The organism is Gordonia paraffinivorans (genome assembly GCF_900683595.1).
Classification (GTDB): domain Bacteria; phylum Actinomycetota; class Actinomycetes; order Mycobacteriales; family Mycobacteriaceae; genus Gordonia; species Gordonia paraffinivorans.
The window spans coordinates 322076-348032 of record NZ_CAACYD010000007.1 but is presented as its reverse complement, the minus strand read 5'-3'; the positions used below and the strand labels follow the sequence as shown (position 1 = coordinate 348032).

Below are 25957 nucleotides of genomic sequence, written 5' to 3'. Positions count from 1 at the left end.
TGTCCGGATCAGGTGTGACCAGCGTCGCTGCACCGGCACCGCCGGAAACGCATTTGCGTCGTGCTGCGACAATTGACCCGTGAGTAGGCCCCATGTTTCGCATATCAACCTCGACCTCAAGCCGCTGGACCAGTCGCTGAAGCTGCAGAACGTCTGCTACGAGATCCGCGGTCCGGTGCACGAGCACGCGCAGCGGCTCGAGGCCGAGGGCCACCGGATCCTCAAGCTGAACATCGGCAACCCCGCTCTGTTCGGCTTCGAGGCACCCGACGTGATCATGCGCGACATGATCCATGCGCTCCCCTACTCACAGGGCTACTCCGAGTCCGCGGGCGTGCTGTCGGCCCGTCGCGCCGTGGTGACGCGATACGAGCTCATCCCCGACTTCCCGTACTTCGACGTCGACGACGTCATCCTGGGCAACGGCGTCTCCGAGCTCATCACGATGACGATGCAGGCGCTGCTGAACGACGGCGACGAGGTCCTGATCCCGGCTCCGGACTACCCGCTCTGGACGGCCATGACGTCGCTGGCGGGCGGGACCCCCGTCCACTACCGCTGCGACGAGGCCAACGACTGGAACCCCGACATCGCCGACATCGAGTCGAAGATCACCGATCGCACCAAGGCGATCGTGGTCATCAACCCGAACAACCCGACGGGCGCGGTCTACTCACGCGAGACCCTCGAGCAGATCGTCGAACTGGCGCGGCGTCATTCGCTGCTGATCCTGGCCGACGAGATCTACGACAAGATCCTCTACGACGATGCCGAGCACATCAACATCGCGTCGCTGGCACCCGATCTGCTGGTGCTGACGTTCAACGGCCTCTCCAAGGCCTACCGCGTGTGCGGGTATCGCGCCGGCTGGGTCGTGTTCACCGGTCCGAAGGATCACGCCAAGGGATTCCTCGAGGGCATGAGCATCCTCGCCTCGACGCGCCTGTGCGCGAACGTGCCGGGCCAGCACGCGATCCAGGTGGCGCTCGGCGGCTACCAGTCCATCGAGGCGCTCGTGTCCCCCGGAGGCCGGCTGTACGAACAGCGCAACGTCACCTGGGAGAAGCTCAACGAGATCCCCGGCGTGAGTTGCGTGAAGCCGATGGGCGCGCTCTATGCGTTCCCGCGTCTCGACCCCGAGGTCCACGAGATCCACAACGACGAGCTCTTCGTCCAGGACCTCCTGTTGCAGGAGAAGATCCTGGTGGTCCAGGGCAGCGGTTTCAACCTCGACGACACCAACCACTTCCGCATCGTGACGCTGCCGTGGTCGCGTGACCTGAACGAGGCGATCGAGCGGATCGGCAACTTCCTGGCGTCGTACCGCCAGTAGCGCTGCGACGCACCAGAAGCGGCACCGAGAGGCCCGGGTCCCCAGGTGGACCGGGCCTCTCGTTGTATCACGTCTCTTCGTCGCGCGTTTCGTCCGCCCGGCCGGAAGGAGACGGATCGCGTCATCCCAAGGGTCTGGACATTTGTGTAACCGTTGGTAACGTGTACCTCTATCGGGTCTACAGCGAGGTGACACTGATGGCCGAACAGGCATTGCAGGCGGGTCCGGACTGGCGACGGGGGTCGGTGACCAACGACGGGGTCCGCCTGGCGACATTCCATCTGGGCGACGAATCGAATCCCACCGTGCTGCTCGTCCACGGCTGGCCGGACACCCACCACCTGTGGACGCACATCGCGCCGCGACTGGCCGAGAAGTACCACGTCGTCGCATACGACTGCCGCGGCTTCGGGGAGAGCGACCGTCCGCGAGGCGTGAAACCCTACCGCCTGAGCGAACTCGCCGACGATCTGTTCGCGGTCGCCGAGGAGGTCAGTCCCGACGCCCCGGTTCACGTGGTGGGCCACGACTGGGGATCGGTCCAGGCATGGGAGGCGGTGAGCCGGCCGCGTGCCCGCACGCGGATCGCCTCGTTCGTCTCGGTCTCCGGACCGAACCTCGACCACCTGGGACAACTCCTCCACGACGGGGTCTCGCACCCGACGCCGCGTCACCTCCGAACCATTGCCGCGCAGTCGGTTTCGTCGTCGTACACCGGGCTGTTCCAGTTGCCGGTCCTGCCGAACCTGCTGCTCACCGCGATGGGCGCGCCTGCGGCCTGGAAGCGCTTCCTGCACGCGGTGGAGGGCACCCCGCCGGAGAACGTCGTGGTCGCCGACACCCTGCGGCGCGACATGATCTCCGGACTCGCCCTGTACCGGGCCAACATCCGGCAGAAGTTGCGCCGCCCGAATGCGCGCATCACCACGGTTCCCGTGCTGCAGGTGGTCAACGAGCGCGACATCGCACTGCGCCCGGCCATCTACGAGAACACCCCGACGTACGCGTCCAAGCTGTGGCGACGCGACACCCCCACCGGACACTGGCTTCCCTACACCCACCCGGACTACCTGACCGACACGATTCTCGACTTCCTTGCAGCACAGTCGGATACGTCCCCGACACCGGCGTCCGTCGAGCGTGCCCGCGTGTTCACCGAACCGCGCCCACTCGCCGGAAAGCTGGTCGTGATCACCGGCGCGGGAAGCGGGATCGGCCGCGAGACCGCGCTCGCCCTCGCCGAACGCGGGTGCGAGCTGATCCTGGCCGACCTTCGACCCGAGACCGCCGAGCAGACCGCGCAGGCCTGCAAGCTGGCCGGCGCCACCGCCCACCCCTACCAGCTCGACGTCGCCGACACCGAGGCCTTCGTCGCCTTCGCCGAGGAGGTGCGCGACCGGCACGGGGTTCCCGACATCGTCGTCAACAACGCCGGGATCGCCGTCGCGGGAGGGGCTCTCGACGCCACCGACGAACAGCTGGATCGCCTCTTCGGCGTCAACCTGCGCGGCGTCATCACCGGCAGCCGCGAGTTCGGTCGGCAGATGGTCGAGCGCGGAGTGGGCGGCCACATCGTCAACATCTCGTCGGCCGCGGCGTTCACCCCGTCGCGCAGCCTCGGCCTCTACTCGTCCTCGAAGGCCGGCGTCCTGCTGTTCTCCGAGTCGCTGCGTGCCGAACTCGCCGAGCACCGCATCGGCGTGACGGCCATCTGCCCGGGCATCGTCGACACCGCCATCGTGTCGTCGACGCCGATCGCCGGGCTCGACCCCGAGACCGAGAAGTCCCAGCGGGACAGGCTGAACAGCTTCTACCAGCGGCGCGGTTTCACCCCCGACCGGGTGGCCGCGGAGATCGTCTCCGCCATCGAGCACAACAAGGCCGTGGTCCCGGTGACGCCCGAGGCCAAGATCGGCTATCGCATCTATCGGTTCGCGCCGTGGCTCTCGCGCATCGGCGCACGACGGAAGGTCGCCGGATGAGTATCGCCGCATCCCTTGGCATCCCGATTGTTCCCGAGTCGGCCGACGAGGCCGATCCCGGGCCGGTCGAGCTCCACGCACGCAATGTGACCTTCGACTGGACCGACGTCCCGCTGCACTGGATTCCGGGCCATCCGGTCGCGTCGAACTTCATCAGCGTGCTCAACCTCCTTCTCCCCGAGGGGGAACGCTGGTTCGTGCAGACCTACAACGAGGCGCTGCCGCTCGTAGCCGACGAGGAACTCGCGGCCCGCATGCGCGGCTTCATCGGGCAGGAGGCGATGCACGCCGAGGCCCACGACCACGTGCTGTGGGAGTTCCTCGACCATCACGGCATCGACCCGCGGCCCTACCAACTGCAGATGGAGTGGATCTTCCGGAAGGTTCTCGGCCCGGCCACCAAGGGCAGCCCCGCGGCACGCCGGAAGCACCTCGTCGAGCGGCTCTGGTTCATCGCCGCGCTCGAGCACTACACCGCGGTTCTGGGCGATTTCGCGTTGAACAACAACTGGATCGAGGCCGGGGCGCACCCGATGATGGCTGATCTGTTCATGTGGCACGGCGCCGAGGAGGTCGAGCACCGGGCGGTCGCCCACGATGTCGCCGCCTACTTCGGCGACAGCTACCTGCGGCGCGGGCGGGCGATGCTGATGGTCCTGCCGGTCCTCTTGCTGCTCGTCCAGCGCGGCTACCGGTTCATCATGAAGCAGGACACGTCGGTGTCCTACAACTACTTGCAGAAGAAGTGGCAGTACCACCGCGGCGTCCGGGCGAACCTGCTGCCGCGGATCAGCACCGTGGTGTTCTCGACCTTCAGCTACTTCCGCCCGGGCTTCCGGCCGGAGCAGATCGGCAGCACGGCACAGGCCGTCGCCTACCTCGCGAAGTCCCCGGCCGCGCGCCGTGCCGCGTGAGGGCGCGATGAACCAACGCGCACATCCTCATTCGACGACCCTCACCGCGGTCCCGCCCCACCTGTACGGCCGGTGGCGTCGCGACCCGGTGCTGACGCTCGGCACCGCACTCATGCGGGCATGGTTTCCGGCGTGGCGGCCGTTGTCGCCGCTGCGTCCCACCCCCGCCGGCGACGGCATCACCCGGGTGCGGATCGTGGGACGCGAGGTCGTCGCACACGACGAGAACGTCATCGCGCTGACCCTCGCCGCCGCCGATGGCGAGGAACTGCCGTCCTGGCATGCGGGCGCTCACATCGACGTCCTCCTGCCGTCGGGGCGGATGCGGGAGTACTCGTTGTGCGGCGATCCGGCCGATCGCGACCGGTACCGGATCGCGGTGCGCCGCGTCCCCGACGGCGGGGGCGGCTCGGTCGAGGTCCACGACGCCCTGCGCGTGGGCGACATCCTCCCGATCAAGGGTCCGCGCAACGCCTTTCCGTTCGCGGTCCCCGGGTACGGGTCGCCCGCAGGGCGCATCCGGTTCGTCGCCGCGGGCATCGGGATCACCCCGATCCTGCCGATGCTCACGGTGGCCGAGAGATTCGGCCTCGACTGGTCGATGATCTACACCGGACGCACCGCCGACTCCATCCCGTTCCTGGACGAGGTCGAGCGGTTCGGCGACCGGATCACCATCCGCACCGACGACGCGCACGGTTTGCCGACGACGGCCGAGCTCCTCGGACCGGTCCCCGAGCGCAACGCCGACCTCGCGGTGTACTGCTGCGGTCCGGTGCCGATGCTGGAGAGCCTGCGCCGGCATCTGGCCGACCGCAGCGACATCGAGTTGCACTACGAGCGCTTCAGCCCGCCCCCGGTGGTGGACGGCTCACCGTTCACCGTCACCTTGGCATCGACCGGCGAACGGGTCGACGTGGCGGCCGACGAGTCCGCGCTGGCGGCGATCCGGCGGGTGCGCCCGTCGGTGCCCTACTCGTGTCAGCAGGGCTTCTGCGGAACGTGCAAGGTCAGGACGTTGTCCGGCGAGGTGGACCACCGGGACAACATCCTGACCGAGCCCGAACGCGAGGCCGGGATCATGCTGACCTGCGTGTCACGGAGTGCGGGCGGGGACCTCACCCTCGACCTCTGAAGCGGTCGCCGTCGCGGGTATGTCCGTGTCGACACCCGCAGGACCTGCTTCCCCCGCTGCCCCTCGCTGCCCGCCGACCGTGCCGCGGAGAAGCAACAGCGCGGCCACGCCGGCTGCCGCCGTGATCGCGACGGCCGCCCACACCGCGTCGTGCAGTCCGTCCATGAACACCTCCTGCACCGCGACCTGCACGGCATCGCCGAGCGTTCCGGGCAGCTGCCGGGCCACCTCGACCCCGGCCATCACCGACTGTTCCGCCACGTCGACCGCCTCACGCGGCAACCCCCTGCCGGACAGGCGATCCGCGATCCCGGCGACGTAGGCGGAGGTCAGGATGGAGCCGAGCACCGCGACGCCGAGGGTGCCGCCGATCTCGCGGGTGGTGTCGTTGACCGCGCTGCCCGCACCGGCCTGCTCGGGACGCAGCGCGTCCATGATGAGTTGCGTGCACGGACCCGAGATGAAGGCCAGACCGGCCGCCATCAGCGACATCGCCCAGATGATGAGCTCCCAGTAACCCGAGTCCCGCGAGGAGAGCTCGACGAGGGCGAAGCCTCCGGACATCAGGAACGCTCCCAGGACCGCGACGTAGCGCGCCCCGAAGCGATGGGAGAGCATCATCGCGACCGGCGACAGCACCGCCATCACGATCGCGAACGGCAGGGTCCGGACGCCCGCTGCCAGCGGGCCGTATCCCTTGACCGCCTGGAAGAACTGGGTGATCAGGAAGATGAAGCCGAACAACGCGAAGAACGCCAGGCTGATCATCGCGGCGGCGGTCGCGAAGTGGCGGTTCGCGAACAGCCGGACGTCGAGGATCGGGTGGGCGATCCGGAGCTGGATGGCGACGAACAGCGTCAGGAGCGCCAGTGCGCCGACGATTCCGGCGACGGTTCGCACCTCACCCCAGCCGACGTGGGGGGCCTCGATCAGGGTGTAGGTGAGCAACCCGAGTCCGGCCACCGACAGCGCCACGCCGGCGATGTCGAAACGCGGCACCTCGAGCGGTCGCGTGCCGGGGACGACGGCGAAGATCGCGGCCAACGCGATCATGCCGAACGGCACGTTCACCCAGAACACCGACGTCCACGAGAAGTGTTCGAGGAGCCAACCGCCCAGCACGGGTCCGATCGCGACCGCGACACCCGAGGTCGCCGCCCAGATCCCGACGGCCGTCGCGCGCTCCTTCGCGTCGACGAAGATCGAGGTGATGATCGCCAGCGTCGCCGGGAACACGAGCGCTGCGAACAGGCCCAATCCACCCCGGGCGGCGATCAGTTGCCCGAGGCTCTGCGCCGACGCTGCGAGCGCAGACACCGCCATGAACCCGACGATGCCCGTGACGAGCATCCGCCGGTGACCGAAGCGGTCACCCAGGTAGCCACCGGTCAGCAGCAGCCCCGCGAAGACCAGTGTGTATGCGTCGACGATCCACTGCAGCCCGGAGATCCCGGCATCGAGGTCGCGGGCCAGCGTCGGAAGCGCGACGTTGACGATCGTGTTGTCGATCATCACGAGCAGTTCGGCGAAGCTGAGGGCACCGAGCGCCCACCAGCGTGCAGCTGTTCTCTCTGTGCGCATCGGCAGTCTCCTGTTCTGTGAGTCGGGATATTCTGGTAGAACGACGTACCACTGTTGTAGAACAACGTTCTATTCAAGAAGAACACCGTTCTAGTAAGTTGTCAACCATGTCCCCCGCGAAGCCCCGCACCCGAACCTCCGCCGCCGAAGTCCGGTCCGCCCTCCTGCGCGCCGGGCGGACGATCCTGGAACGCGACGGCGAGGCCGGGCTGACGGTGCGCGCGGTGGCCGCGGAGGCGAAGGTCGCCCCGATGGGGGTCTACAACCACTTCGACGGCCGGGACGGCCTGCTCGACGCGCTGGTCACCGACGGCTACGCCGAACTCGCACGCGCGGTGGCCAGTACCGACACCGACGCCGCGATACGGCTGCGGAACTCGGGACGCGGCTATCGCCGCTTCGCGCTCGGCCGGCCGGTCACCTACGGGCTGATGTTCTCGGCGCAGTGCACCCCCGACATCGAGGTCGCCGCACATGCCTTCGACGTGCTGGTCGAGGTGATCCGGTACGGGCAGGCGGCCGGGGTCGTCATCGAGGGCGATCCGGTCCAGCAGGCGATGCAGACCTGGGCCGCGGTCCACGGCGCGGTCAGCCTCGAACTCAGCGGCGCACTCCAGCCCGACGTCGATCGGGAGCAGAACTACGAGAACGTCCTCGATTTCGTGGCCCGCGCACTACGTCCGTGAAGCGGTCGCAACCGGTGAGGTGATCGTCGTACGGATCAGGGCAGGACGATCGGAGGCAGTCCCGGAATCGGATTCGGGATGGTGATGCCCCGTTGCGGGCGAGGGGACCGTGGCCGGGGACGCGGCGCCGGCTGCTCGGTCGTCTCGGGCGGCGGGGGCGGAGTGTAGCGTTTGGCCGGCTGGCGGGCCTCGGCGTAGATCGCCGGATCGGCGTAGGCCGGCCCGGTGGACGACGAGGTCGTCGGGGGTGCCGGAGCCGCGGCCGGGTCGGCTGGATCACCGGTCGCGGAGAGGACGACGGCGACGCCGATGACGGCGAGTGCACAGATCAGCGCGAGGCCGATCAGGACCGGCCGGCGTGGGCGTCGCGTGCGTCGAGACGACGGCAGCTGCGGCGAGACATCTTCGGGCACAGCGGAGATCGGAGTCGCGGGCCGTTGCGGTGACACCTCCGGAGCAGGCACGGCACCCGGCGCCTCAATCGGGGCCGGCGGCGGACCCTCTGCCGGCGCGACAGCCGCCGGAACATGCTCTCCGGAAACCTGTTTCGCGGCACCTCCGTCCACGGCACACACCTCTGTCGGGGTTTCGACGGCCCGGGACTCGACCCCCTGGGACCTCGCCGCCACCTGTGACTCGGCATCCACCCGCGAGCCGGCATCTCGTCGCGGCTCCTCCGACGAGACCGAATCCGGCGGCGCCACCACATCCGCGACCACGGCATCCGAAACCATGGCATCCGCGTCCATGGCATCCGAGATGCCCATCGGTTCGAGCTCGATGATCGGCACCCCGACCGCCCCGGCGACGGCGTCGCGGAGCCCCGGCCATGCGGCCACCGAATCCGCCACGGCCAGTGCGGGCGCGTGCACACCGGCCACCGCAGCACAAGCGAGATCTTCTGTGCGGAACCTCAATGCGGAGTCTGCCTCGAAGACGTCATGTCTGGTCATGCGGAAGAGCCGGATGTGACGGTTGCCCATCATGAAGGTGCCCTCGGCATCCCGCAGGCGCTCCCGGCCGCGGGCGACGAGATCGAAAAGTTCTGCGCGCCACTCCGGCGTCTCGGGCTTCCCGACGCGTCCGATCCGGACCAGATGGTCGGCGACGGCCCGGTCCAACGAGTCCAGGGACAGCGCGGGGTCGGAGTGGACATCGTGGACGACGCCCCGGGCGAGATCGAGGCGTCCCACCGTCACATGCGAATGGTCGTCGAGCCAGAGGACCGCGATTTCGGGGTGTTCGGCCACGCCAGACTCGCGGAGCCTTGCCCGCACATTCTCGACGGCGCCCGCGCCGACCGGCGTCTCTGCCGGATCAGAGTTCGGTCCCGCCCCCGTATCGGTCATCAGATCGGATTCCTGCACTGTGTCGTGCACCTCGCCCAGCACGCCCCCACGGCGAGAAGGTGCCCCCGTCAATCGGCGTTCAACCTAGCACGGCGGCCGCTGTGGTCGCCTCCGATGCCAGACCGTTCACCTGCGCCGACGGGGTCCGCTGCGACACCCTCGTGTCGGTCACCACGCCGCCCAGCGCCCGGTGATCCCAGCCGGCGGCCCGCCACGTGCCGGGGTCCAGACAGCGCCGCAGGTCGACGATCCGCCGTTCGCGGACGACCGGGGTCAGCTCCTCTGGCGTCATGTGGACGAACTCGGCCCATTCGGTGGCGACGACGACCACGTCGGCTCGCTCGCACGCATGTCGGGCGGACCTGGCGTACCCGAGGCTCGGCTGGAGCCGACGCGAGTTCGCCATCGCCTGCGGGTCGAAGACGGTGACCAGCGCGCCGTCGAGAGCCAGTCGCCCGGCGACGGCAAGGGCCGGGGAATCCCTGACGTCGTCGCTCTCCGGCTTGAAAGCGGTGCCGAGGACGGCGATGTTCCGTCCCAACACCTCGCCGCCGAGGGCCTCGGTCACCAGCTGCACCGCGGCCGCGCGGCGACGCATGTTGATGGAGTCGACCTCGCGGAGGAATCCCACCGATCTGGGAGCGCCGATGTCCTCCGCCCGGGCGACGAGCGCGCGGATGTCCTTGGGCAGGCAGCCGCCTCCGAAACCCAGGCCGGCGTTGAGGAAACGACGCCCGATGCGGGGATCGTGACCGATGGCGTCGGCCAGGGCGTCGACGTCTGCGCCGGCGATCTCGCACAACTCGCTCATCGCGTTGATGAACGAGATCTTGGTGGCCAGAAACGCATTGGCCGAGACCTTGACGAGTTCAGCGGTCGCCCAGTCGGTTTCGATGAAGGGGACTCCGGCCTCCAGGATCTCGCGGTAGATCTCCCTGAGCACCGCCCCGGCGAGCGGTTCGTCCGCCCCCTCGGCGGGCGCCGGCCGCGGCCCGGTACCCAGGACCAGGCGGTCCGGTCTCAGGGTGTCCTCGACGGCGAACCCCTCGCGGAGGAACTCCGGACTCCACGACAGTTCGGCGTCGGCACCGGGGGTGCGTAGCACCGCGATTCGTTGCGCCAGTTCGGCACACGTCCCGACCGGGACGGTGGACTTGCCGATCAGCAGGTGCCGTCCCCGCAGGGTGGGCACCAGCGTGTCGATCGCCGCGTACACCGCGGACAGGTCGGCTCGGTGCCCGCGCGCCTCCTGCGGGGTTCCGACGCCGATGAAGTGGATCGAGGCGTGTTCGGCTGCGGCGTGGTGATCGGTGGTGAAACGCAGCCGCCCGGCGTCGAGGTTGCGACGGAGGATGTCGGACAGACCGGGCTCGAAGAACGGCACCTCACCGGCCTGCAGTCGGGCGACCTTCGCGGCATCGACATCCACTCCGAGGACGTCGTGCCCGAGTTCGGCCATGCAGGCCGCGTGTGTCGCACCGAGATAGCCGCAACCGATGACCGTGAGCTTCATGGTCGCCAGGGTTACCCATGGACCTGTCCACTCAACCCACGGCGACGTGAGCGGTGTCGGTCGAGCAGGTGAACTCTCAGTCCCGGATGAAGTTCAGGTAGGCCTTCGACGGGGTCGGTCCGCGCTGCCCCTGGTACTTGGAGCCGACCTTCTCGCTGCCGTAGGGATGTTCGGCGGGGCTGGTCAGGCGGAACAGGCACAGCTGCCCGATCTTCATGCCCGGCCAGAGGGTGATCGGGAGGTTGGCCACGTTCGACAGTTCGAGGGTGATGTGGCCGGAGAAGCCGGGATCGATGAAGCCCGCGGTGGAGTGCGTCAGGAGTCCGAGTCGACCGAGGGAGGACTTGCCCTCGAGGCGTCCGGCGAGGTCGTCGGGCAGGGTGCACACCTCGAGCGTGGAGCCCAGCACGAACTCGCCCGGGTGCAGCACGAACGGCTCGCCTTCGCCGGGTTCGACGAGGGTGGTCAGTTCGTCTTGACGTTGGGCCGGGTCGATATGGGTGTACCGGGTGTTGTTGAACACGCGGAACAGACTGTCGAGCCGGACGTCGACGCTCGAGGGCTGGACGAGGGCCGGATCGAACGGGTCAATCGCGAGGCGCCCGCCAGCGATCTCGGAGCGGATGTCGCGGTCGGAGAGCAGCACGTGTCGAGGTTATCGAATGATCAGGGCGGATCTGCGCCGGTGTCGTCGCGTTCGGTGGTGTCGGGACGTCCGAGCCGGTGCCGCAGCCGTCGACGGGCCTCGGCCCGCATCCGGTCGAGGATGGCGTCCGTGCGGTGCGCGTGGTTGATCCGCGGAGCCTGATCGGGATGCGATCGCGGCGGGTGCCACACCGCGCGACCTGCGTCGATGCCCTCAACCTCGATCGTCGTGGACCACTGGTCGTCACCGTGTCCGACCGACCGGTTGTGGGGCCCGCACGCCATCGTGAGCAGGTCGATGTCGGTGGGTCCGTTGTCGGCTTTCCACTCGACGACATGGTGCATCTCCGACTCGAAGGCCGACCGGGTGCAGGCCGGGCCGGTGCATCCGCCGTCACGACCCACCGCGGCGATCCGCTGGGCACGCGACGCGAGCCGCTTGGCGCGCCCGAGGTAGAGGACCTCGCTCGTGTGGTCGCGGAAGACCTCGAGGTACTCCTGCGCCTCGGCGGCCATCTCGACCGCATCCTTGATCGGGACGAGGGTGCCCGTCGCGGTTCGGGCCGGCGCCCCGGCCAGTTCACGCAGCGCGGATTCGCTGATGGTGATGATCAAGTGTGGCGGCAGGCCGTGATGCGACCTGCCGAGTGCGCCGCCGTCCAGTGCGTATCGGAGCAGCGCGGTGAAGGCGTCGTGGTTGCGCTTGGCCTGGGAGCGGTCGTCGCGATCGGCGGCGGCCGCGAGCGCCTCCGGGTCCGCGGCCGCGGGGTCACCGGCGGGCGATTCCGGGTCGTCGGGATTGTTCATGCCCTTCCCCGCCCACACGGCCAGCACGACGTCGAGCATGGCCCGGGTCTTGGGGTCGAGGGTGGCGGTCAGCCTGGACATCAGCTGGCTGTCCTGGGGTCCGAGCCGCATCCCGCGCATGCGAGCACGGTCGCGGTCATCGGTGAGCGTCCCGTCGGGATCGAGATGCGCGAGGATCTGCGCACCCAACCGGCGCAACGACGACGGATCGTAGTCGCGCGCGTAGTGCGCGAGGGTCGCCTCGGCGGCCTCTTTGTCGACGGTGTCGGCAGAGGACGGGATCTTCTGCATCGTCTCGATGATCACGTCGACGTGTCGGCCCGATATCGCGCCTTCCGCAACACCTTTGGCGGTCTCCGGGTAACGGGGCCCGTTCAGCTCGCCTTGGAGGTCGTGGAACCTGCCGAGCGCCCACACCCGGTTCGCGAGCCGATTCGCCTCGCCGTGTCGGCCGAGCTGATGGATGAGGAACTTGGTGATGTTCTGGCAACCGGCGTGCCGATACGCCGAACGTTCCTCGATCTCCACCATGGTGTCGGTGAAGATCGCAAGCATGCGCCGTTCGGCACGCTCGTGCTGGATCGCGGCCTCGAGCAGCTGCGTCTCGGAGCAGTCTCCGGACCGCGTGCGTGTGATCTCGTCCAGGAGCGCATGGAGACGCTCGTACTGGTCGAGAAGAAGTGGTGTAGGTGTTGCAGACGGCTCGACGAAAGCCATGATCTGTCCCCCATCATCATGGCCAACTCGAATGTACGTTCGATTCTACCGGCGTGTTGCCTGGTCCGCAACCGAAAGAGGCGGAATCGCGACACCCTCCGTGAAGGACGGGGAAGGGTTTGCTAGGCTTTCGCTCGCGAGGTGAAAACCTCGCACGCCGATGTAGTTCAATGGTAGAACATCAGCTTCCCAAGCTGAGAACGCGGGTTCGATTCCCGTCATCGGCTCCACTCGAAACCCGCTCTGAGACAGGGTTTCTGACGCACACCATCGAAGCCCGTCGACGGCCGCCGCCGATGCTGCGCGCGCACTTCACCCCTTCGCACGATTGCGCACCTTGTCGACCGCGTCGACCACCGCATCAGGGCGCTGGTTCTGGATGTGGTGGGTGGTCCCCGGCACCGTGGTCAGCTCCGCGTCGGGCAGGCTCGCGGCAAAGGCCGCCTGGGCCCGAGGCCAGGAGTCGGCCAGCGCCTGGTAGTCGTCCGCGTTCTCCGGCGGCGGGTCGGGCATCGGCTCCTCCCGGCCGCGGACGAGGACGGCGACCGGCACCGACGGCAGCGGTCCGGCCGCTTCCACCTCGTCGAGAAGCATGTCCATCGAGTAGCTTTCAGCGATGTACTCCTCCGGATAGGTGCCCGGCGCGAGCTTCGGGTGGGCGATGAGTTCCCACTGGTCCGGGGTCACGCTGTCACGGAGCTCCGGCATGGGCGCGTCGACGAGGACGAGTCCGGCCGTCTCGTCCGGATAGGTGGCGGCGAAGAGCGCCTGCAACGGGCCGCCCATCGAATGCCCGACCAGCACGTACGGTCCCGCCTCACCGGCAGCGTCCAACAACTCGTGCAGTTCGGCGACGACCTCGGCCGGGTCTCGCGGCATCGGAACCTGATCGCTGCGCGCCGGCTCGGTCCGACCGGAATCGCTGACCTTCCCGTCGTCGACGGTGGTGGTGACGAGCGAGCCCGGGCGGTCGTAGGCGCACACGCGAGTCGTCTCGGCGAGCGCGGGTTGCACAGCGGGAGAGTCTGTTTCGCTGAGCTCCCAGATGTCGCCCCGCGTTGCCGAAGCCGGACTGCAGGACGACGGTGGGACTCCCCTCGCCGCGACAGTCCAGGTACAGGTGCCGCCCCTCGCCGACCTCTACGCGGCCCGCCACGTCTGACGCGGAATCCGGGTCCGAGGCGTCGGTCCCGCAGGCGCACAGCATCGACCCGACGACGAGACCGGCGATCACCGCCCGGCCCAGACCGCTCATCACGACCTCAAGAGGACATCGACCCCCGAACGCCTGCGTCGACCCTAACCCCACGGCGACCCCGATTTCGGGACTTCTTGGCCGGACCAGGGACGTCCACCTTCGCGACGACCCGTGTGACGGGCCCGACAGTCCGCTACCGTCCCACCTGTGGCACAGGCGAACGACGACGGCTTCGGCGCTGTTCTGCGACGTCTGCGCAGGTCCCGCAATCTCACCCAGGAGGAGTTGGCCGAGCGGGCCCAGATCTCCGCCAAGGCCGTCAGCGCACTCGAGCGTGGGGAACGTCGCCGCCCCACCCGCACACCGTCCGAGCGCTGGCCGGCGCGCTCGAGCTCGACGCCGCCGAGCGCGCCCGACTCGGCGCATCGGTTCCCGACGCGCCGGCGTCCGCCCCGCCGAGCCCCGGGAGGTGGTCCGTCAGCACGCCGGCGACCGAACTCGTCGGTTGTGACACCGACATCTAATGCATCGCGGCGCTTCTATCCGACGGGAGGCGACTGGTCACCGTCACCGGACCTGGAGGCGTCGGCATGCCGGCCGCGCCGCGACCAAGGCCGACATCCGTCGCCTGGCAGAGGAACTCACGCGGCGCGCACTCGCCTGATGTAGCGGCGGTACTGCCACGAGCCGACGGTGCGCAGGAAGAGCGCGATCGGGATCGGGAACTGGCCCAGCATGCGTGCGCGCTCGTCGGGGTCGGCGTCCTCGAGGACGGCACCGAACATCAACGGGAGCTGCCTGGGAGTCATCGTGTCCTTCCCATGCTCGAACAGTTTCCGCCACTCGTCGACGGCGATGTGGCAGGTAACCAGCGGGAGGATCTCCCGCTCCTCGAGTTCTAGGTGCTCGAAGAGCGCCGACGCCAGGTCTTCCACGAGGTGCGCGAGCCGCTCGCCGCCGGCCGGCGTCGGGTCCTGCGTCCACGCCGCCTCGTGCTCGCGGATGGCCTCGGTCCGGCTGTCGACGACGCCGTGCTGGTGCTGCATCGTCTCGAACAGGGCGGTCGACGGTGCCGCACGCACCTGCAGAAGTGGCCACAGCACCTCGTCCTCCCCGGTGTGGTGCATGTGCAATCCGTCGAGGACGAGCGTCAGGTGCTCGGCGACCACCGCGGCGCGCGCGGTGTCCCCGGCGGCGACGGCACGGATGAGCGCCGGGAGAGCGGTGAACTCGCGACGGAAGACGCGATGCACGACGTACATCTCGTTGACGTCGGGAAGCTCTCGGGCGGCAGGGCTGATGGCGGTCATCGAAACCTCCGAAACTGGTTGTGATGGATACACATCCAGCCTCGTTCCCGGCTCCCCTCGCTCCCAGGCACAGCACTCCCACACCACTCCCACAGTCGGCGACCCCGCCTGTCGCAGGTTCGCCGGCGCATGCAGCGTCCCGTGCCGCCGCCCCTCACAAACGGGGAGCCGCCATGCTCACCACAACAACCGCACCGGCCGGCGACGGCACCAGGACGTGGCGCACACCTGCGCTCGGCGACCCGTCGTATCCTCGGCTCGACGCCTGCGACGTCGAGCCGATACGAAGAACCAGGGGGAACGATGCGACGAGATCGGGAGCGCCGGCGCGGAACCTGCGCCCGGTGAGGCCGGAATGAACGAGTCGCCCCAGCCCACCGGCTCTGCCGCGGGCAGACCGGGGACTCGGACAACTGCGGTCGCCACACGGGACATCACGAACCGGATGGGCCGGACGTATTACCTCGACCAGCCACTGGTGTGGCTGATGCTCATCCCGGCCATCGTCATCGTCCCGACCGCCTCACTCGTGTTCGACGCGATCGGGGAACCCCTCTCGAAGGTGCTCCTCACGCTCGCCCTCGGCGTCTTGGGCGGTCTCGCGCTTGCGGGCCTGTTCACCTGGGGATTCCTCTACCGGGCCGCCGCGCGCGAGTGGGCCCAGAAGATCCCTGAGGGCACGCCGATGACAGCCGAGTTCCGGCCCGACGAGATCTCCGCGGGCTGGGCCGGCAACGTCTCGACGGTCCCCGTCGACGGCATCCGATGGGTCCGGTATCGCGATAGGACTGCGACATTCACCGTCGCCGGCTTCGGGACGCGGCTGATCATCCCCGACGAGTTGATGCCGCCCGAGATCCGCGACGACCTGCTGAAGAGATACGAGGGGCGCCGCCCGTTCTCCCGCCGCCCCCTCAGCGCGACGGTGTCCGCCGAATCCGCCGGCCCCCCGCCCCCGATGACCCGGAGGGTCGATCACGTCGACGACGCCAGCCGCGTCGAGTACATCGCCGACGAAGGGCTGGCCGACCGGCTGCGACGCTCCATGCTCAGGCCCTTCACGCTCGGATTGTTCTACCTCGCGTGTCTCGTTCCCCTCGTCGCACTGCTCACCGTCGAGGCGTATGCGATGGCTGCGCTCCCCGGAGCGGCGATCGTGACGATGTCCCTGTTGTTCTTCACGCCGTTCTTCGGCCGCTGGTGGCTCCGGCGGACCGCGCCGCCCGGCACCCCGGTGAGCGCCGAGTACGGGCCCGATCGAATCCGGTTGCGACTCGGCACGTACGACCGCACGCTCGACCGTGCCTCGATCCGTCGGGTCAGACGGCTCGGCACCTCGCTTCGGGTGACCTCGCGGACCTCGACCGACGTGCTGCTCATCCCGGACGAGCTGCTGACGCCGGAGATCGCGACCGGACTTCTCGAGGAATTCGGGCGTCCTCCTTGGTGGCGGCGGCTGGTCGACGCCCTGCGCCGACGCCTGAGGGCCTCGGGCTGATCGGGTCTCTCGCGTCACACCCGCCTCTCCACACGGAATGGACCGTCCCACCGCGTCGTTGCGCCGAAGGTCAATCCATCGCCGAACAGAGGGTGCAACAGTGAAGATCGGGATCATCGGAGCAGGATTCATCGGCGGCACGCTGACCCGTCGTCTCACCGAGCTGGGACACGAGGTGCGGGTCGCCAATTCCCGTGCCCCTGAGACACTCGCCGACCTCGCGGCAGAAACCGGGGCGACCCCCGTCTGGGCGGCCGAGGCGGCTGAGGACGCCGACCTCGTCATCGTCTCCATCCCGCAGAAGAACGTGCCCGACCTGGCGCCCGGCATCGTCGACGCGCGCAAGCCCGGCGCACCGGTGATCGAGACCAACAACTACTACCCCCAGCAGCGCGACGGCCTCATCGAGGCGATCGAGAACGGCACACCGGAGAGTGTGTGGGTGTCCGAACACCTCGGTGTGCCGGTCTACAAGGTCTTCAACGGGATCTACTGGAAGCACCTGCTCGAGAAGGGTCTCCCGGCCGGCGCCGAGGGCCGCATCGCCCTGCCGGTCGCCGGTGACGACCCGGAGGGCAAGACGATCGTGTTCGGCATCGTCGACGAACTCGGCTTCGATCCCGTCGACGCCGGACCGCTCGCCGAGTCGTGGCGGCAACAGCCCGGAACACCCGTGTACGGCAAGGATTTCGGCGTCGACGACACGATCGCCGCGCTCGCCGAGGCGTCACCGGAGCGCACTGCGGAGTGGCGAGCCGCCTGAGCCCCGCGCCCGCGGGCAGGCGCGGCATGTCGCGCACTGTGACATCCGTTGCCCCGCAGAGGAAGCGCCGACGTCAGCGCCGCTTGGGGCGCCCGCCGGCTTTCTTGCGCGCGCTCTTGCCCGGGATCTTTCCGGCCGCCTCGCGGGCGGCGCGCCTGGCCGCGGCCTTCTCCTTGGCCGAGCGCTTCGGGGCCGGTTCGGCGGCGCGACCCCGCGAGGAGGTCGCCTTGCGGCCGCGCACGATTCCGATGAACTCGTCGGCGAACTCACCGGTCGGCTGCGGCCACAGCAATCCGACGGTGCTCGTCGGGGCATCCGTCACCGGCCGGTACGCGAGGTCCTTGCGGTGGTGCAGTCGCGCGAGCGACATCGGGACGAGGAGCAGGCCGATCCCCGCCGCGACGAGTTCGATGGCGTCCGCGACGGTTTCGGGCCGGTGCTCGATGGCGGCTCCGGGCTGCTCGTCGATGCGCAGTGGCTCGTCGAGCGGCCAGAGGAAGTGCTCGTCGGTGAGATCGTCGAGCGTCAGCTCGTCTCCGGCGGTGAGCACGTGATCCTTGGGAACCACGACGACGGTGGTCTCCTCGTACAGCTCGATGGTGTGGTGCGGTCCCGGATCACCATGGCGCAACGCGTCGGGCAGGCGCGTGATCGCCATCTGCACATCTCCCCGGCCGATCGCGGGCGCGCACTCGGCCACGGTGACACCGACGAGGTCGAGCGGCACGTCGGGCAGCCGCTCCTGCCAGATGCGGACCCATTTGCCCGGGGTCACGCCGGGGACGTACGCCAGGCGGAACGTCGGGGCGTCGGGTGTGGTCACGAGCAAAGGCTACCGCCCGATACCCTGGGGGAATGAGCTCGCAGTCGATGAAGCCGGCCACCGCCGCCAAGAAGCTGGACGTGTACCTGCCGGCGACCCCTGCCGAGTTCCGGGAGGGCACGATCACCCGCGAGGAGCTCGCCGCACTGCAGGCCGACCCGCCGGAGTGGCTCCGCACGTTGCGCGCCGAGGGCCCCCACCCCAAGAACCTGGTGGCCGCCAAGCTGGGCGTGTCCAACTCGGCGCTCGTTCGCAACGGGATCACCGAGGCGTTGACCACCGCGCAGATCAACGAACTGCTGGAAGAGATGCCCGAGTGGTTGTCGGTCGAACGCGCCAAGCAGATCGAGGTGCGCCGCGAGGAACGACGCCTGAAGTCGCTGCGCGAGGACAAGCGTCGCGAACGCGAGGAAGCCGAGAACGCCGACGACTGAGCGGGGCACGGCCGGTCGGGGCCGACCCGGGAGCGGTCAGGGGACGGTGAGCGCGTTGAGTCCCGGGATCGCGTCGATCACCTGTGGCGGCCGCTCGAGGTTGTCCCGCATGACCCGCACGGTCGCCACGACGGCGCCGGAACCGGTCTCGGCAACGGCCGACGTCGGCAGCGTCGACGCGTAGCCGTCCGAGGTCTGCGTTTTCTGCCAGTGCCGCAGACGCAGGACCCCCGACCTGCCCGTCGCCACGTTGCGCCAGGCGATCGACAGGAATCGGGACTCGTACTGATACTTGTGCGGGGCCGGATTCGCGACGTCGAACTCGACGCCGCCGGCCGGCGGTGGATACTGCAGCGTCCGCATCGCGGGCTTTCCGACGACCCGCACGGGCGAGAGCGTCCCACCTGCGACATCCGGCGGTATCTCCAACCCGTTGCGAACGGGGAGGTCGAAGGCGATCACCGGCAGCGCCGCCGGTCTCGGGGCGGGCCGGGCCCCGGCAGCCGAGACACCACCCACGGTGAGTGCCAGCGCGGCGAGGACGGTTGCGGACGTGCGGACGAGGAAGTGCATGAGCATCTTTCGGTCGCTGGTCGTGCCTCGTCACCCGACCGTCGCACACCGCGTCCGGCCGCCGCAAGAGCACCGGAGATCGACGGGGCGAGGACGTTCGGTGGACCGGGACGACACACGACTGGCAAACCGGAGGCCCTGATCACCCGGTGCGAGAGGCGGACAGACGCTAGGCTTCCGACAAATTCCACAGTGCGGACACCCCGGCCACCGGGAGGGACCGCTCGCCCCATCGAGGAGTACCCATGCGGTTCCGGCACATCCCGGCCACCCTCACCGCGATCATCGGCGTCGCCGCCACCATGGGCGTCGTCCCCTCCCCCGAAGCGGCCGCCACACCGGCCGACCCCGGCATCGCCGGGGTCGTGTCGACCGCCGGCCCGGACCGCTCCTGGGACGTGCGTGCCTGGATCACCGGAACCGGCACCGCCTCTGCCACCCCGGCCGGAACGGCCCGCACCGACCGGTCCGGACACTTCCGGCTCCGACCCACGCAGCAATCCGGACCCGATGAGGCGTTCTACGTGACGGCCACCCCGGCGGGTCAACCCGGCGCGTTCACCACACTGGCAGCCGTGTCGCCCGCGATTCCCGGGCGCCTCACGATCAACGAGAGGACAACCGTCGCAACGGGTTATGCGATGGCACAGTTCCTCGACGGCACCAGCATCGCCGGCCGGGCACCGGGCGTTCGCGGGGCGGCGATGATGGCCGCCAATCTCGCCGACCCGGTCAGCGGCCGACTCGGGACCACCCTCACCTCGCCGCCCAACGGCTCCGCGACGTCGACGCTCGGGGCGTTCATCTCGCTCACCAACGCGCTGGCGGCCTGCACCTCGGGCGCAGACGGTTGCGGCGCGTTGCGGTCCGCGACCACCACACCCCTGAGCGGTCGGCCCGCGAACCTGATCGAGTCGATGGCCCACATGGCCAAGAGTCCCGAACACGACCCGCCGGACTCTTCGGTGTCGCGCTGCGTCGACCGGTGAATCCCGGCGGCCTGCCGCTGCCGCCGGCCGCCTGGACGCTCGCCCTCAGGTTCGACGGCGGCGGCGGATTGCTCTCCGGCCCGGGCAATTTCGTCGTCGGCTCCGACGGCGACATCTGGGTGAACTCGAACTACGAGTTCAACGCCGACCCCCGAACCCCGGTGTGCGGCAGCAAGTACCTGTTCCGGTTCGCACCCGACGGCAAGCTCCGCGGCGGCCGACCGATCACCGGCGGCGGACTCAGCGGGGCCGGTTACGGCATCACCCGCGATCACGGCGGGAACATCTGGGTCGCGAATTTCGGCTTCGCGGCGCCCGCACCCGGCTGTCCCGCGAACCTCCAGCCGCCCCACAACTCGATGTCGAAGTTCAGCCCGCAGGGCCAGGCCCTCTCCCCGGCAAGCGGTTTCACCCGGGGCGCGATGGACTGGCCGCAGGGCATGACCACCGATCGCAACGGATCGATCTGGGCGGCCAACTGCGCGTCGAACTCTTTGACGGTCTACCCCGGCGGCGATCCGTCGCGGGCACGCAACATCAAGGTCGGCGTCGAGCAACCGTTCCACGTCGTCGACAACGGCCGGGCCCTGTTCGTCAGCGGCCTCGAGTCCAGTTCGATCGCCATGCTCGATCTCGACGGCCGCCCGCTGCGGGCGCCCATCACGGGACCGCACGTGGACAATCCCCTGGGCCTGGCCACCGACGCACGCGGCAACGTGTGGATCGCCAACTCCGGAGTGATCACCATGCCGTGTCCGGACCGGCCGACCGGTACCGGGTCGTTCGGCTCGGTGTCGGCCCTGGACCCGGCCGGCAAGCGACTCGTCGGACCGCTGCGCGGCGGGGGGATCACCATCCCGTGGGGCGTCACCACCGACGGTGACGGCAACGTCTGGGTGGGCAACTTCGCCAGCAAGCGCGTCTCCAAGTTCTGCGGTGCGAACGCCTCGACCTGCCCGCCCGGCAAGCGCACCGGGGACGCGATCTCGCCCGACGTCACCGGCTACTTCTTCGACGGCCTCACCCGGAGCACGGGACTCACCGTGGACACCTCGGGCAATGTGTGGGTCACCAACAATTGGAAAGAGATCCCGCTCCAGACCAACCCCGACGGCCTGCAGATCGTCGCCCTCGTCGGCGCGGCCGCACCCGTCGCACTGAGGTGAGTCCGCGCGCCAGAGGGGACTCGACCTGGGCAGGAGTGGTATCCGGTCACTAGTGTTAGTCGCTAACACATATGGCGACCGATGCCATGTGTCCGAACGGCGGGCCTGCCCCGGCCCGGTATCTCGAGAAACCGAAAGGGTTCCCCCACACCATGGCGTCGCTTCTGTTCTCACTCGGGAGGTTTTCCTTCCGACACAAATGGGTCGTCATCGCGACCTGGCTGATCGCGATGATCGCCGTCGTCTCGGCGGTCGGCGCCCTGCAGCCGAAGTTCGCCCAGGACTTCAGCCTGCCCGGCACCGACTCCGGCACCGCCACCGATCAGGTGCAGGAGTATTTCCCACAGGTGATGAAGGAACAGGAGCTCGCTTCGACGAGCATCCTGGTCGCCGCGGACGACGGCCTGCGCAACCACACCGAGCAGATCGACAAGCTCGCCGAGGACCTGCGCGGGCTGCCCGACGTCATCGCGCCGCAGACCGTGGTGAACCCGGTCGCAGCCGCCGCCGTCGACCCGGCCATCGCACCCCAGGTGCTCGGTGACGAGGGACGCGTCGGCCTGATCCAGGTCCGCCAGGACATCAAGGTCGCGGACCTCACGAAGGAGAACAAGGACCAGCTGGTCAAGATCCTCGACGAGAACCGGGGCAACGGCCTGCAGGTCGAGGCGACCGGCTCTCTGATGCAGGTCATGGACGCGGGCGGCTCGGCCGAGCTGATCGGCTTCGCGATCGCCTTCGTCGTCATGATCGTGGCCTTCGGCGCGCTGATCGCCGCGTTCATCCCGCTCGTGACCGCCATCGTCGGCGTCGCCATCACGATCATGCTGCTCACGCTCTCCGCGGAGATGCTCTCGATCAACCAGTCGGCAACCGCCATCGTGACGATGCTCGGCATCGCGGTCTCGATCGACTACGCGCTGTTCATCGTGTCCCGCTACCGGACGGAACTGGCCCGGGGCGGCGAGGCGGCCGATGCCGCCGGCCGGGCGGTGGGCACCGCGGGATCCGCGGTCGTGTTCGCCGGCCTCACCGTGATCATCGCGGTGGTCGCGCTCGTGGTCATCGGCATCCCGATCATCACGCAGATGGGCGCCGGAGCCGCCGTCGCCGTGCTCATCGCGGTGCTCGCCGCGCTCACGCTCATCCCGGCCCTCCTCGGCGCATTCGGGCGCTTCGCATTCCGCCCGAGGATCCCGTGGATCAAGCACGCCGAGCAGTCCGAGGACGGCGAGACCCTGGGCACCCGCCTCGGGCGCACCGTGGTCAAGGCGCCGATCCCGTTCATCGTCGTCGGCCTGGTCGTGCTGGTCGCGGCGGCCATTCCCGCCACCAAGATGGAGCTGGGCCTGTCGCTGGCCACCCAGGACGAGGCGGCCGCGCAACAATTGCTGAGCAAGGGCTTCGGCGAGGGCATCAACGGACCGCTGCTCGTCGTCGTCCACGATGACGACGCGCCGATCGCCCCCATCGCGAACGAGACCGTCAAGCACATCGCGACCCTGCCCGACGTCGTCAACCCCGAGGCGCTGACCTGGATCGGCAACGAGGGCGGGCAGAACGGCGACACCGCGCTGATCACGGTCACCCCGCAGTCGGCTCCGTCCTCGGAGACGACGCACCAACTGATGGAGAAGATCCGCGACTACTCGCCGACGGTGAAGGAGCAGGGCGCGGAGCTGCACGTCGGCGGACAGACCGCGATCATGTCCGACCTGTCTCAGAAGCTCGACGATGCGCTCATCCCCTACCTGATCGTGGTGGTCGGCCTCGCGTTCCTGATCATGATCGGCGTCTTCCGCTCGCTGTGGGTGCCGCTGATCGCGACCGTCGGCTTCATCTTCTCCGTGCTCGCGACCTTCGGCATCACCGTCGCGATCTTCCAGGAGGGCTGGCTGGGTCTCATCACCCACACCCAGCCGATCATCTCCTTCCTGCCGATCTTCCTGATCGGCGTCGTGTTCGGCCTGGCGATGGACTACCAGGTGTTCCTGGTGACGCGCATGCGCGAGGAGTACATCCACGGCATGACGGCCAAGGAGGCGATCGTGGCCGGCTACCGTCACGGCGCCCGCGTCGTGACCTCGGCGGCGATCATCATGATCAGCGTCTTCGCCGCGTTCATGCTCTCGCCGGAGACCACCGCGAAGATGATGGGCTTCGCGCTGGCCTCGGCGGTCCTGTTCGACGCCTTCGTCATCCGCATGCTCGTCGTCCCGGCCGTCATCGCACTGCTCGGCGACCGCGCCTGGGGTCTGCCGCGCTGGCTGGACAAGCTCGTCATCAACTTCGACATCGAAGGCGAGTCGGTCCGCCATCGCGGGCTCGCCGAGCCGGGCACCGGTGAGCCCGACGCCGACGAGAAGGCGACGGTCCCGGCCCGCTGACCATGCCGGCGCCGCGTCGGGCCACCGACGCCCCGGGAACCCCCCCCCCCGGGGCGTCGGCCTGGCCTGCGTGAGCAACACAAGCAACGCACTCGCACCGCGATTCGCGAGGCGGCACTGCGGCTCATCTCCGAACACGGCTACGCCAAGACCACGGTGGAGCAGATCGCCGAGGCCGCCGGCGTCTCACACACCACGTTCTTCCGGTACTTCCCCACCAAGGAACAAGTGATCGTCGGCGGGGCCCACCTGGAGGCACAGATGCGCGCGATCATGGCGACGATGCCCCCGGGACTCGGTCACTTCGACCTCATCCGGCGGTTCTTCACCGAACTCGATCGCGTCTCCGCCGACGACCCGTGGATCGGAAACCCGCTGCGCCGTCAGTTGATCCGATCAGAACCACTGCTGCAGAAGACTTTTCAGGCCGAGTCCGACCGCCTCATCTCCGGGATGCGGCAGTTGGTCGCCGACCACCTCGCCCGCGACGCCGACGACTTCGCGCTCGGCGTCTTCCTCGACGCGGTCGCCGGCGTCGCCTTCCGGATCGCCGCCGAGGCCGACGAGAACCGTTCGCAACCACAACTCGAGACCACTCTGCGAGCCATCGACCTGCTCGAACGCGGACTCCCATTGGACTGAGCGCGTTGTCGATTCGACGCCTCACCCGCGAATCTCCGCACGTCGACGACGCGCGACCTCCGGAGGACCCTGAGAAAAACCTGAGACCTCCGTGACCGATTCGCCCTACACAGGCCTTTTGCGCGCCTACCATGACCTGATCCGTGCGCAGGAGGTTGCCAGCATGCGAATCACCCGACTCGGCGGTCGTCTCACCGCCCGTGCCCTTTCCGCCGTCCTGCTGACCGTCGCACTGACGGCCACCGGACTGCTGGTCGCCTCGCCGCCGAAGGCCAGAGCGTTCGCCGAGGACGTCTGCTACACCCCCGGCGCACCGCCGCACAGTTGCGCACCACTGCCGTTCGCGTGTCCGCCCAGCGACGCCCACGACCCGATCTGCGGGGCCCGAGCGTTCTTCCGCTACGGCTACACGCTGCGGCAACCCCTCGGCGGACGCAGCCTGGTGCACACCGATTCGACGTACATCATGGCCCGCAAGATCGGCTTCTCGCTGCAGGACGCCTACTGGATCGCGGCGTACAGCGAGGCCACCGATCTCGGCACCTTCCGACCCCGCGACATGCGCGGCAACCCGGTCCCGAACGCGGCGGCGTTGACCACCAAGGACATCAGCGGTCTCGTCCGCACCCACTTCAAGACCGGCGGTTTCCTCTTCCACTTCCTGCCGACAATGCGCGGACCCCGCTCGCCCCTGCCGAACGGACTGCGCCCCGACGTCGACGACCCGCGGCACGAGGTGATGCTCACCCACATCCGACGCTGGGCGATGGAAGGCCCCGGCAGCAACGCGCCGCTGTGCACCGGCGGCTTCACCGACCGCACCGCTCGCGGTGACTATGCCACCGGCACAACGTGTTACGGCGGTCCGAACCCGGCTCCGATCAACGGCAAGTACAGCCTCGTCGACCCGATCCCCATCCCCTTCCAGAACGTCACCGGCCGCCAGGTCATCACCGACGGGGTGACCTCCGAGCGCTTCGACGCCCACGTCGGACCGCAGTCGGCCAACGCGCGGATCGGCATCTACGTCCACGCGCTCGGGGACCGGATCTCCCATCACGAGTGCACCGACGAGGGCACGATCGCCCCGCCCGCCCAAGGGCGCCGCAGCTTCGACATCGATCTGCTGCAACCCGATTGCGACCAGGGCCCGCACGCAGTGCGCCACGAATACGAGACCGGCGTCGACTTCCACAGCCTCGATCCGCACGACCGGACCACCGAGGCCGCGTTGTCGATGGTCTACGACGAGCTCGTGAACTTCGCTCGCGTGCGCGGAGTGCTGAACCCGGAGGCGACGACGCCGGCCGCGAAGAAGGCCGTGGTCACCGACGGCCTGCTGCCCGCGCTGGAACGCCGCAATCCGGAGGCCCGCATCCGTGCGGTCACCGCCGTCGGCTGCCGACTCGGCGTCCCGGCGTTCCCGGGAAGCCCGCGCTGCTGACGGCGTTGCCGCACATCAGGCGATCGACCCATTACGATCGTGAAGTGATCTCGGACAGCGTCGCCCGG

General features: G+C 68.9%; 23 protein-coding genes and 1 tRNA gene. 15 read left to right on the top strand and 9 right to left on the bottom strand.

What is annotated here, in order from left to right:
- The first annotated feature begins 79 nt into the window (after positions 1-79).
- From E1P53_RS14565 to E1P53_RS14550, 4 genes are all read left to right on the top strand, one after another.
- Positions 80-1333, top strand: coding sequence for a pyridoxal phosphate-dependent aminotransferase (locus E1P53_RS14565; RefSeq protein ID WP_131734729.1), 1254 nt, complete (start codon positions 80-82; stop codon positions 1331-1333).
- A gap of 197 nt (positions 1334-1530) precedes the next feature.
- Positions 1531-3315, top strand: coding sequence for an SDR family oxidoreductase (locus E1P53_RS14560; RefSeq protein ID WP_131734728.1), 1785 nt, complete (start codon positions 1531-1533; stop codon positions 3313-3315).
- Positions 3312-4229, top strand: a complete 918-nt coding sequence (locus tag E1P53_RS14555) for a metal-dependent hydrolase (protein ID WP_131734727.1) — start codon at positions 3312-3314, stop codon at positions 4227-4229. Before E1P53_RS14560 ends, E1P53_RS14555 begins: the two co-directional genes overlap by 4 nt.
- A 7-nt stretch (positions 4230-4236) precedes the next feature.
- A complete protein-coding gene (locus tag E1P53_RS14550) occupies positions 4237-5364 on the top strand; it encodes a PDR/VanB family oxidoreductase (protein ID WP_131734726.1) in 1128 nt (375 codons plus the stop codon).
- Here the strand turns inward: E1P53_RS14550 and E1P53_RS14545 are convergent.
- Entirely contained in the window at positions 5326-6945 is a 1620-nt protein-coding gene (locus E1P53_RS14545; RefSeq protein WP_131734725.1) for a DHA2 family efflux MFS transporter permease subunit, read from the bottom strand. The two genes, E1P53_RS14550 and E1P53_RS14545, sit on opposite strands and share 39 nt — an antisense overlap.
- Before the next feature lie 107 nt (positions 6946-7052).
- Between E1P53_RS14545 and E1P53_RS14540 the strand changes: the two genes are divergently transcribed.
- Positions 7053-7631 (top strand): TetR/AcrR family transcriptional regulator, encoded by a 579-nt coding sequence (locus E1P53_RS14540; protein ID WP_131734724.1) that lies wholly within the window; start codon positions 7053-7055, stop codon positions 7629-7631.
- Between the two features lie 35 nt (positions 7632-7666).
- On the opposite strand, the gene E1P53_RS14535 is transcribed toward E1P53_RS14540, so the two are convergent.
- The 4 genes from E1P53_RS14535 to E1P53_RS14520 all read right to left on the bottom strand — a co-directional run bounded on the left by E1P53_RS14535 (position 7667) and on the right by E1P53_RS14520 (position 12662).
- Positions 7667-8881 carry a hypothetical protein gene (locus E1P53_RS14535; protein WP_244941197.1) on the bottom strand — a complete coding sequence of 405 codons (1215 nt, stop codon included), beginning with the start codon at positions 8879-8881 and terminating at the stop codon, positions 7667-7669.
- A gap of 178 nt (positions 8882-9059) precedes the next feature.
- A complete protein-coding gene (locus E1P53_RS14530) occupies positions 9060-10493 on the bottom strand; it encodes a UDP-glucose dehydrogenase family protein (protein WP_131734722.1) in 1434 nt (477 codons plus the stop codon).
- A 76-nt stretch (positions 10494-10569) separates the two neighbouring features.
- On the bottom strand, positions 10570-11139 hold the full coding sequence (gene dcd / locus E1P53_RS14525; RefSeq protein WP_109239186.1) for a dCTP deaminase: 570 nt from the start codon (positions 11137-11139) through the stop codon (positions 10570-10572).
- Between the two features lie 20 nt (positions 11140-11159).
- On the bottom strand, positions 11160-12662 hold the full coding sequence (locus tag E1P53_RS14520) for an HNH endonuclease signature motif containing protein (protein WP_131734721.1): 1503 nt from the start codon (positions 12660-12662) through the stop codon (positions 11160-11162).
- Between the two features lie 156 nt (positions 12663-12818).
- Here E1P53_RS14520 and E1P53_RS14515 point away from each other — a divergent pair.
- Positions 12819-12892: transfer RNA gene (locus E1P53_RS14515), tRNA-Gly, on the top strand.
- Between the two features lie 82 nt (positions 12893-12974).
- Here the strand turns inward: E1P53_RS14515 and E1P53_RS14510 are convergent.
- Positions 12975-13676, bottom strand: coding sequence for an alpha/beta fold hydrolase (locus E1P53_RS14510; RefSeq protein ID WP_244941196.1), 702 nt, complete (start codon positions 13674-13676; stop codon positions 12975-12977).
- Between the two features lie 391 nt (positions 13677-14067).
- On the opposite strand from E1P53_RS14510, the gene relB reads away from it, so the two are divergent.
- Positions 14068-14529, top strand: coding sequence for a type II toxin-antitoxin system RelB family anti-toxin (gene relB, locus E1P53_RS21060; protein WP_083900217.1), 462 nt, complete (start codon positions 14068-14070; stop codon positions 14527-14529).
- Here relB and E1P53_RS14500 read toward each other — a convergent pair.
- Positions 14502-15170 (bottom strand): hemerythrin domain-containing protein, encoded by a 669-nt coding sequence (locus E1P53_RS14500; protein WP_131734720.1) that lies wholly within the window; start codon positions 15168-15170, stop codon positions 14502-14504. The two genes, relB and E1P53_RS14500, sit on opposite strands and share 28 nt — an antisense overlap.
- Before the next feature lie 445 nt (positions 15171-15615).
- Between E1P53_RS14500 and E1P53_RS14495 the strand changes: the two genes are divergently transcribed.
- Together E1P53_RS14495 and E1P53_RS14490 are read left to right on the top strand one after the other, a co-directional pair.
- A complete protein-coding gene (locus E1P53_RS14495; RefSeq protein ID WP_131734719.1) occupies positions 15616-16668 on the top strand; it encodes a hypothetical protein in 1053 nt (350 codons plus the stop codon).
- Positions 16669-16705: 37 nt separating this feature from the next.
- Positions 16706-17431, top strand: a complete 726-nt coding sequence (locus E1P53_RS14490; RefSeq protein WP_247603471.1) for an NADPH-dependent F420 reductase — start codon at positions 16706-16708, stop codon at positions 17429-17431.
- Between the two features lie 73 nt (positions 17432-17504).
- On the opposite strand, the gene E1P53_RS14485 is transcribed toward E1P53_RS14490, so the two are convergent.
- The gene (locus E1P53_RS14485) at positions 17505-18260 is read right to left on the bottom strand and encodes a LysR substrate-binding domain-containing protein (protein ID WP_131734718.1); all 756 of its coding nucleotides are present in this window, start codon (positions 18258-18260) and stop codon (positions 17505-17507) included.
- 41 nt (positions 18261-18301) lie between these two features.
- Here E1P53_RS14485 and E1P53_RS14480 point away from each other — a divergent pair, with 41 nt between their 5' ends.
- Entirely contained in the window at positions 18302-18688 is a 387-nt protein-coding gene (locus E1P53_RS14480; protein WP_006900118.1) for a DUF5997 family protein, read from the top strand.
- 36 nt (positions 18689-18724) lie between these two features.
- Here the strand turns inward: E1P53_RS14480 and E1P53_RS20830 are convergent, their stop codons facing one another.
- Positions 18725-19267: a hypothetical protein gene (locus tag E1P53_RS20830; protein WP_244941195.1), complete on the bottom strand. Its 543-nt coding sequence runs from the start codon at positions 19265-19267 to the stop codon at positions 18725-18727.
- Positions 19268-19506: 239 nt separating this feature from the next.
- Here E1P53_RS20830 and E1P53_RS20595 point away from each other — a divergent pair, with 239 nt between their 5' ends.
- The 5 genes from E1P53_RS20595 to E1P53_RS14455 all read left to right on the top strand — a co-directional run bounded on the left by E1P53_RS20595 (position 19507) and on the right by E1P53_RS14455 (position 25889).
- A complete protein-coding gene (locus tag E1P53_RS20595; RefSeq protein WP_220398984.1) occupies positions 19507-20250 on the top strand; it encodes a hypothetical protein in 744 nt (247 codons plus the stop codon).
- The gene (locus E1P53_RS20825) at positions 20247-21416 is read left to right on the top strand and encodes a Vgb family protein (protein WP_244941194.1); all 1170 of its coding nucleotides are present in this window, start codon (positions 20247-20249) and stop codon (positions 21414-21416) included. The genes E1P53_RS20595 and E1P53_RS20825 overlap by 4 nt, the downstream gene beginning before the upstream one ends.
- A gap of 152 nt (positions 21417-21568) precedes the next feature.
- Positions 21569-23803, top strand: coding sequence for an MMPL family transporter (locus E1P53_RS14465; protein ID WP_131734717.1), 2235 nt, complete (start codon positions 21569-21571; stop codon positions 23801-23803).
- Positions 23804-23869: 66 nt separating this feature from the next.
- Positions 23870-24445, top strand: coding sequence for a TetR family transcriptional regulator (locus E1P53_RS14460; protein WP_131734716.1), 576 nt, complete (start codon positions 23870-23872; stop codon positions 24443-24445).
- Between the two features lie 163 nt (positions 24446-24608).
- Positions 24609-25889: a hypothetical protein gene (locus tag E1P53_RS14455; protein ID WP_131734715.1), complete on the top strand. Its 1281-nt coding sequence runs from the start codon at positions 24609-24611 to the stop codon at positions 25887-25889.
- The last annotated feature ends 68 nt before the right edge of the window (positions 25890-25957 follow it).

Excerpts from the sequence above, each read along its gene's own strand:
- E1P53_RS14560 (WP_131734728.1), top strand. The coding sequence starts at position 1,531 with ATGGCCGAACAGGCATTGCAGGCGGGTCCGGACTGGCGACGGGGGTCG.
- E1P53_RS14555 (WP_131734727.1), top strand. The coding sequence starts at position 3,312 with ATGAGTATCGCCGCATCCCTTGGCATCCCGATTGTTCCCGAGTCGGCC.
- E1P53_RS14550 (WP_131734726.1), top strand. The coding sequence starts at position 4,237 with ATGAACCAACGCGCACATCCTCATTCGACGACCCTCACCGCGGTCCCG.
- E1P53_RS14545 (WP_131734725.1), bottom strand. The coding sequence starts at position 6,945 with ATGCGCACAGAGAGAACAGCTGCACGCTGGTGGGCGCTCGGTGCCCTC.
- E1P53_RS14540 (WP_131734724.1), top strand. The coding sequence starts at position 7,053 with ATGTCCCCCGCGAAGCCCCGCACCCGAACCTCCGCCGCCGAAGTCCGG.
- E1P53_RS14530 (WP_131734722.1), bottom strand. The coding sequence starts at position 10,493 with ATGAAGCTCACGGTCATCGGTTGCGGCTATCTCGGTGCGACACACGCG.
- E1P53_RS14520 (WP_131734721.1), bottom strand. The coding sequence starts at position 12,662 with ATGGCTTTCGTCGAGCCGTCTGCAACACCTACACCACTTCTTCTCGAC.
- E1P53_RS14500 (WP_131734720.1), bottom strand. The coding sequence starts at position 15,170 with ATGACCGCCATCAGCCCTGCCGCCCGAGAGCTTCCCGACGTCAACGAG.
- E1P53_RS14495 (WP_131734719.1), top strand. The coding sequence starts at position 15,616 with ATGGGCCGGACGTATTACCTCGACCAGCCACTGGTGTGGCTGATGCTC.
- E1P53_RS14490 (WP_247603471.1), top strand. The coding sequence starts at position 16,706 with ATGGACCGTCCCACCGCGTCGTTGCGCCGAAGGTCAATCCATCGCCGA.
- E1P53_RS14480 (WP_006900118.1), top strand. The coding sequence starts at position 18,302 with ATGAAGCCGGCCACCGCCGCCAAGAAGCTGGACGTGTACCTGCCGGCG.
- E1P53_RS20830 (WP_244941195.1), bottom strand. The coding sequence starts at position 19,267 with ATGCTCATGCACTTCCTCGTCCGCACGTCCGCAACCGTCCTCGCCGCG.
- E1P53_RS20595 (WP_220398984.1), top strand. The coding sequence starts at position 19,507 with ATGCGGTTCCGGCACATCCCGGCCACCCTCACCGCGATCATCGGCGTC.
- E1P53_RS14465 (WP_131734717.1), top strand. The coding sequence starts at position 21,569 with ATGGCGTCGCTTCTGTTCTCACTCGGGAGGTTTTCCTTCCGACACAAA.
- E1P53_RS14455 (WP_131734715.1), top strand. The coding sequence starts at position 24,609 with ATGCGAATCACCCGACTCGGCGGTCGTCTCACCGCCCGTGCCCTTTCC.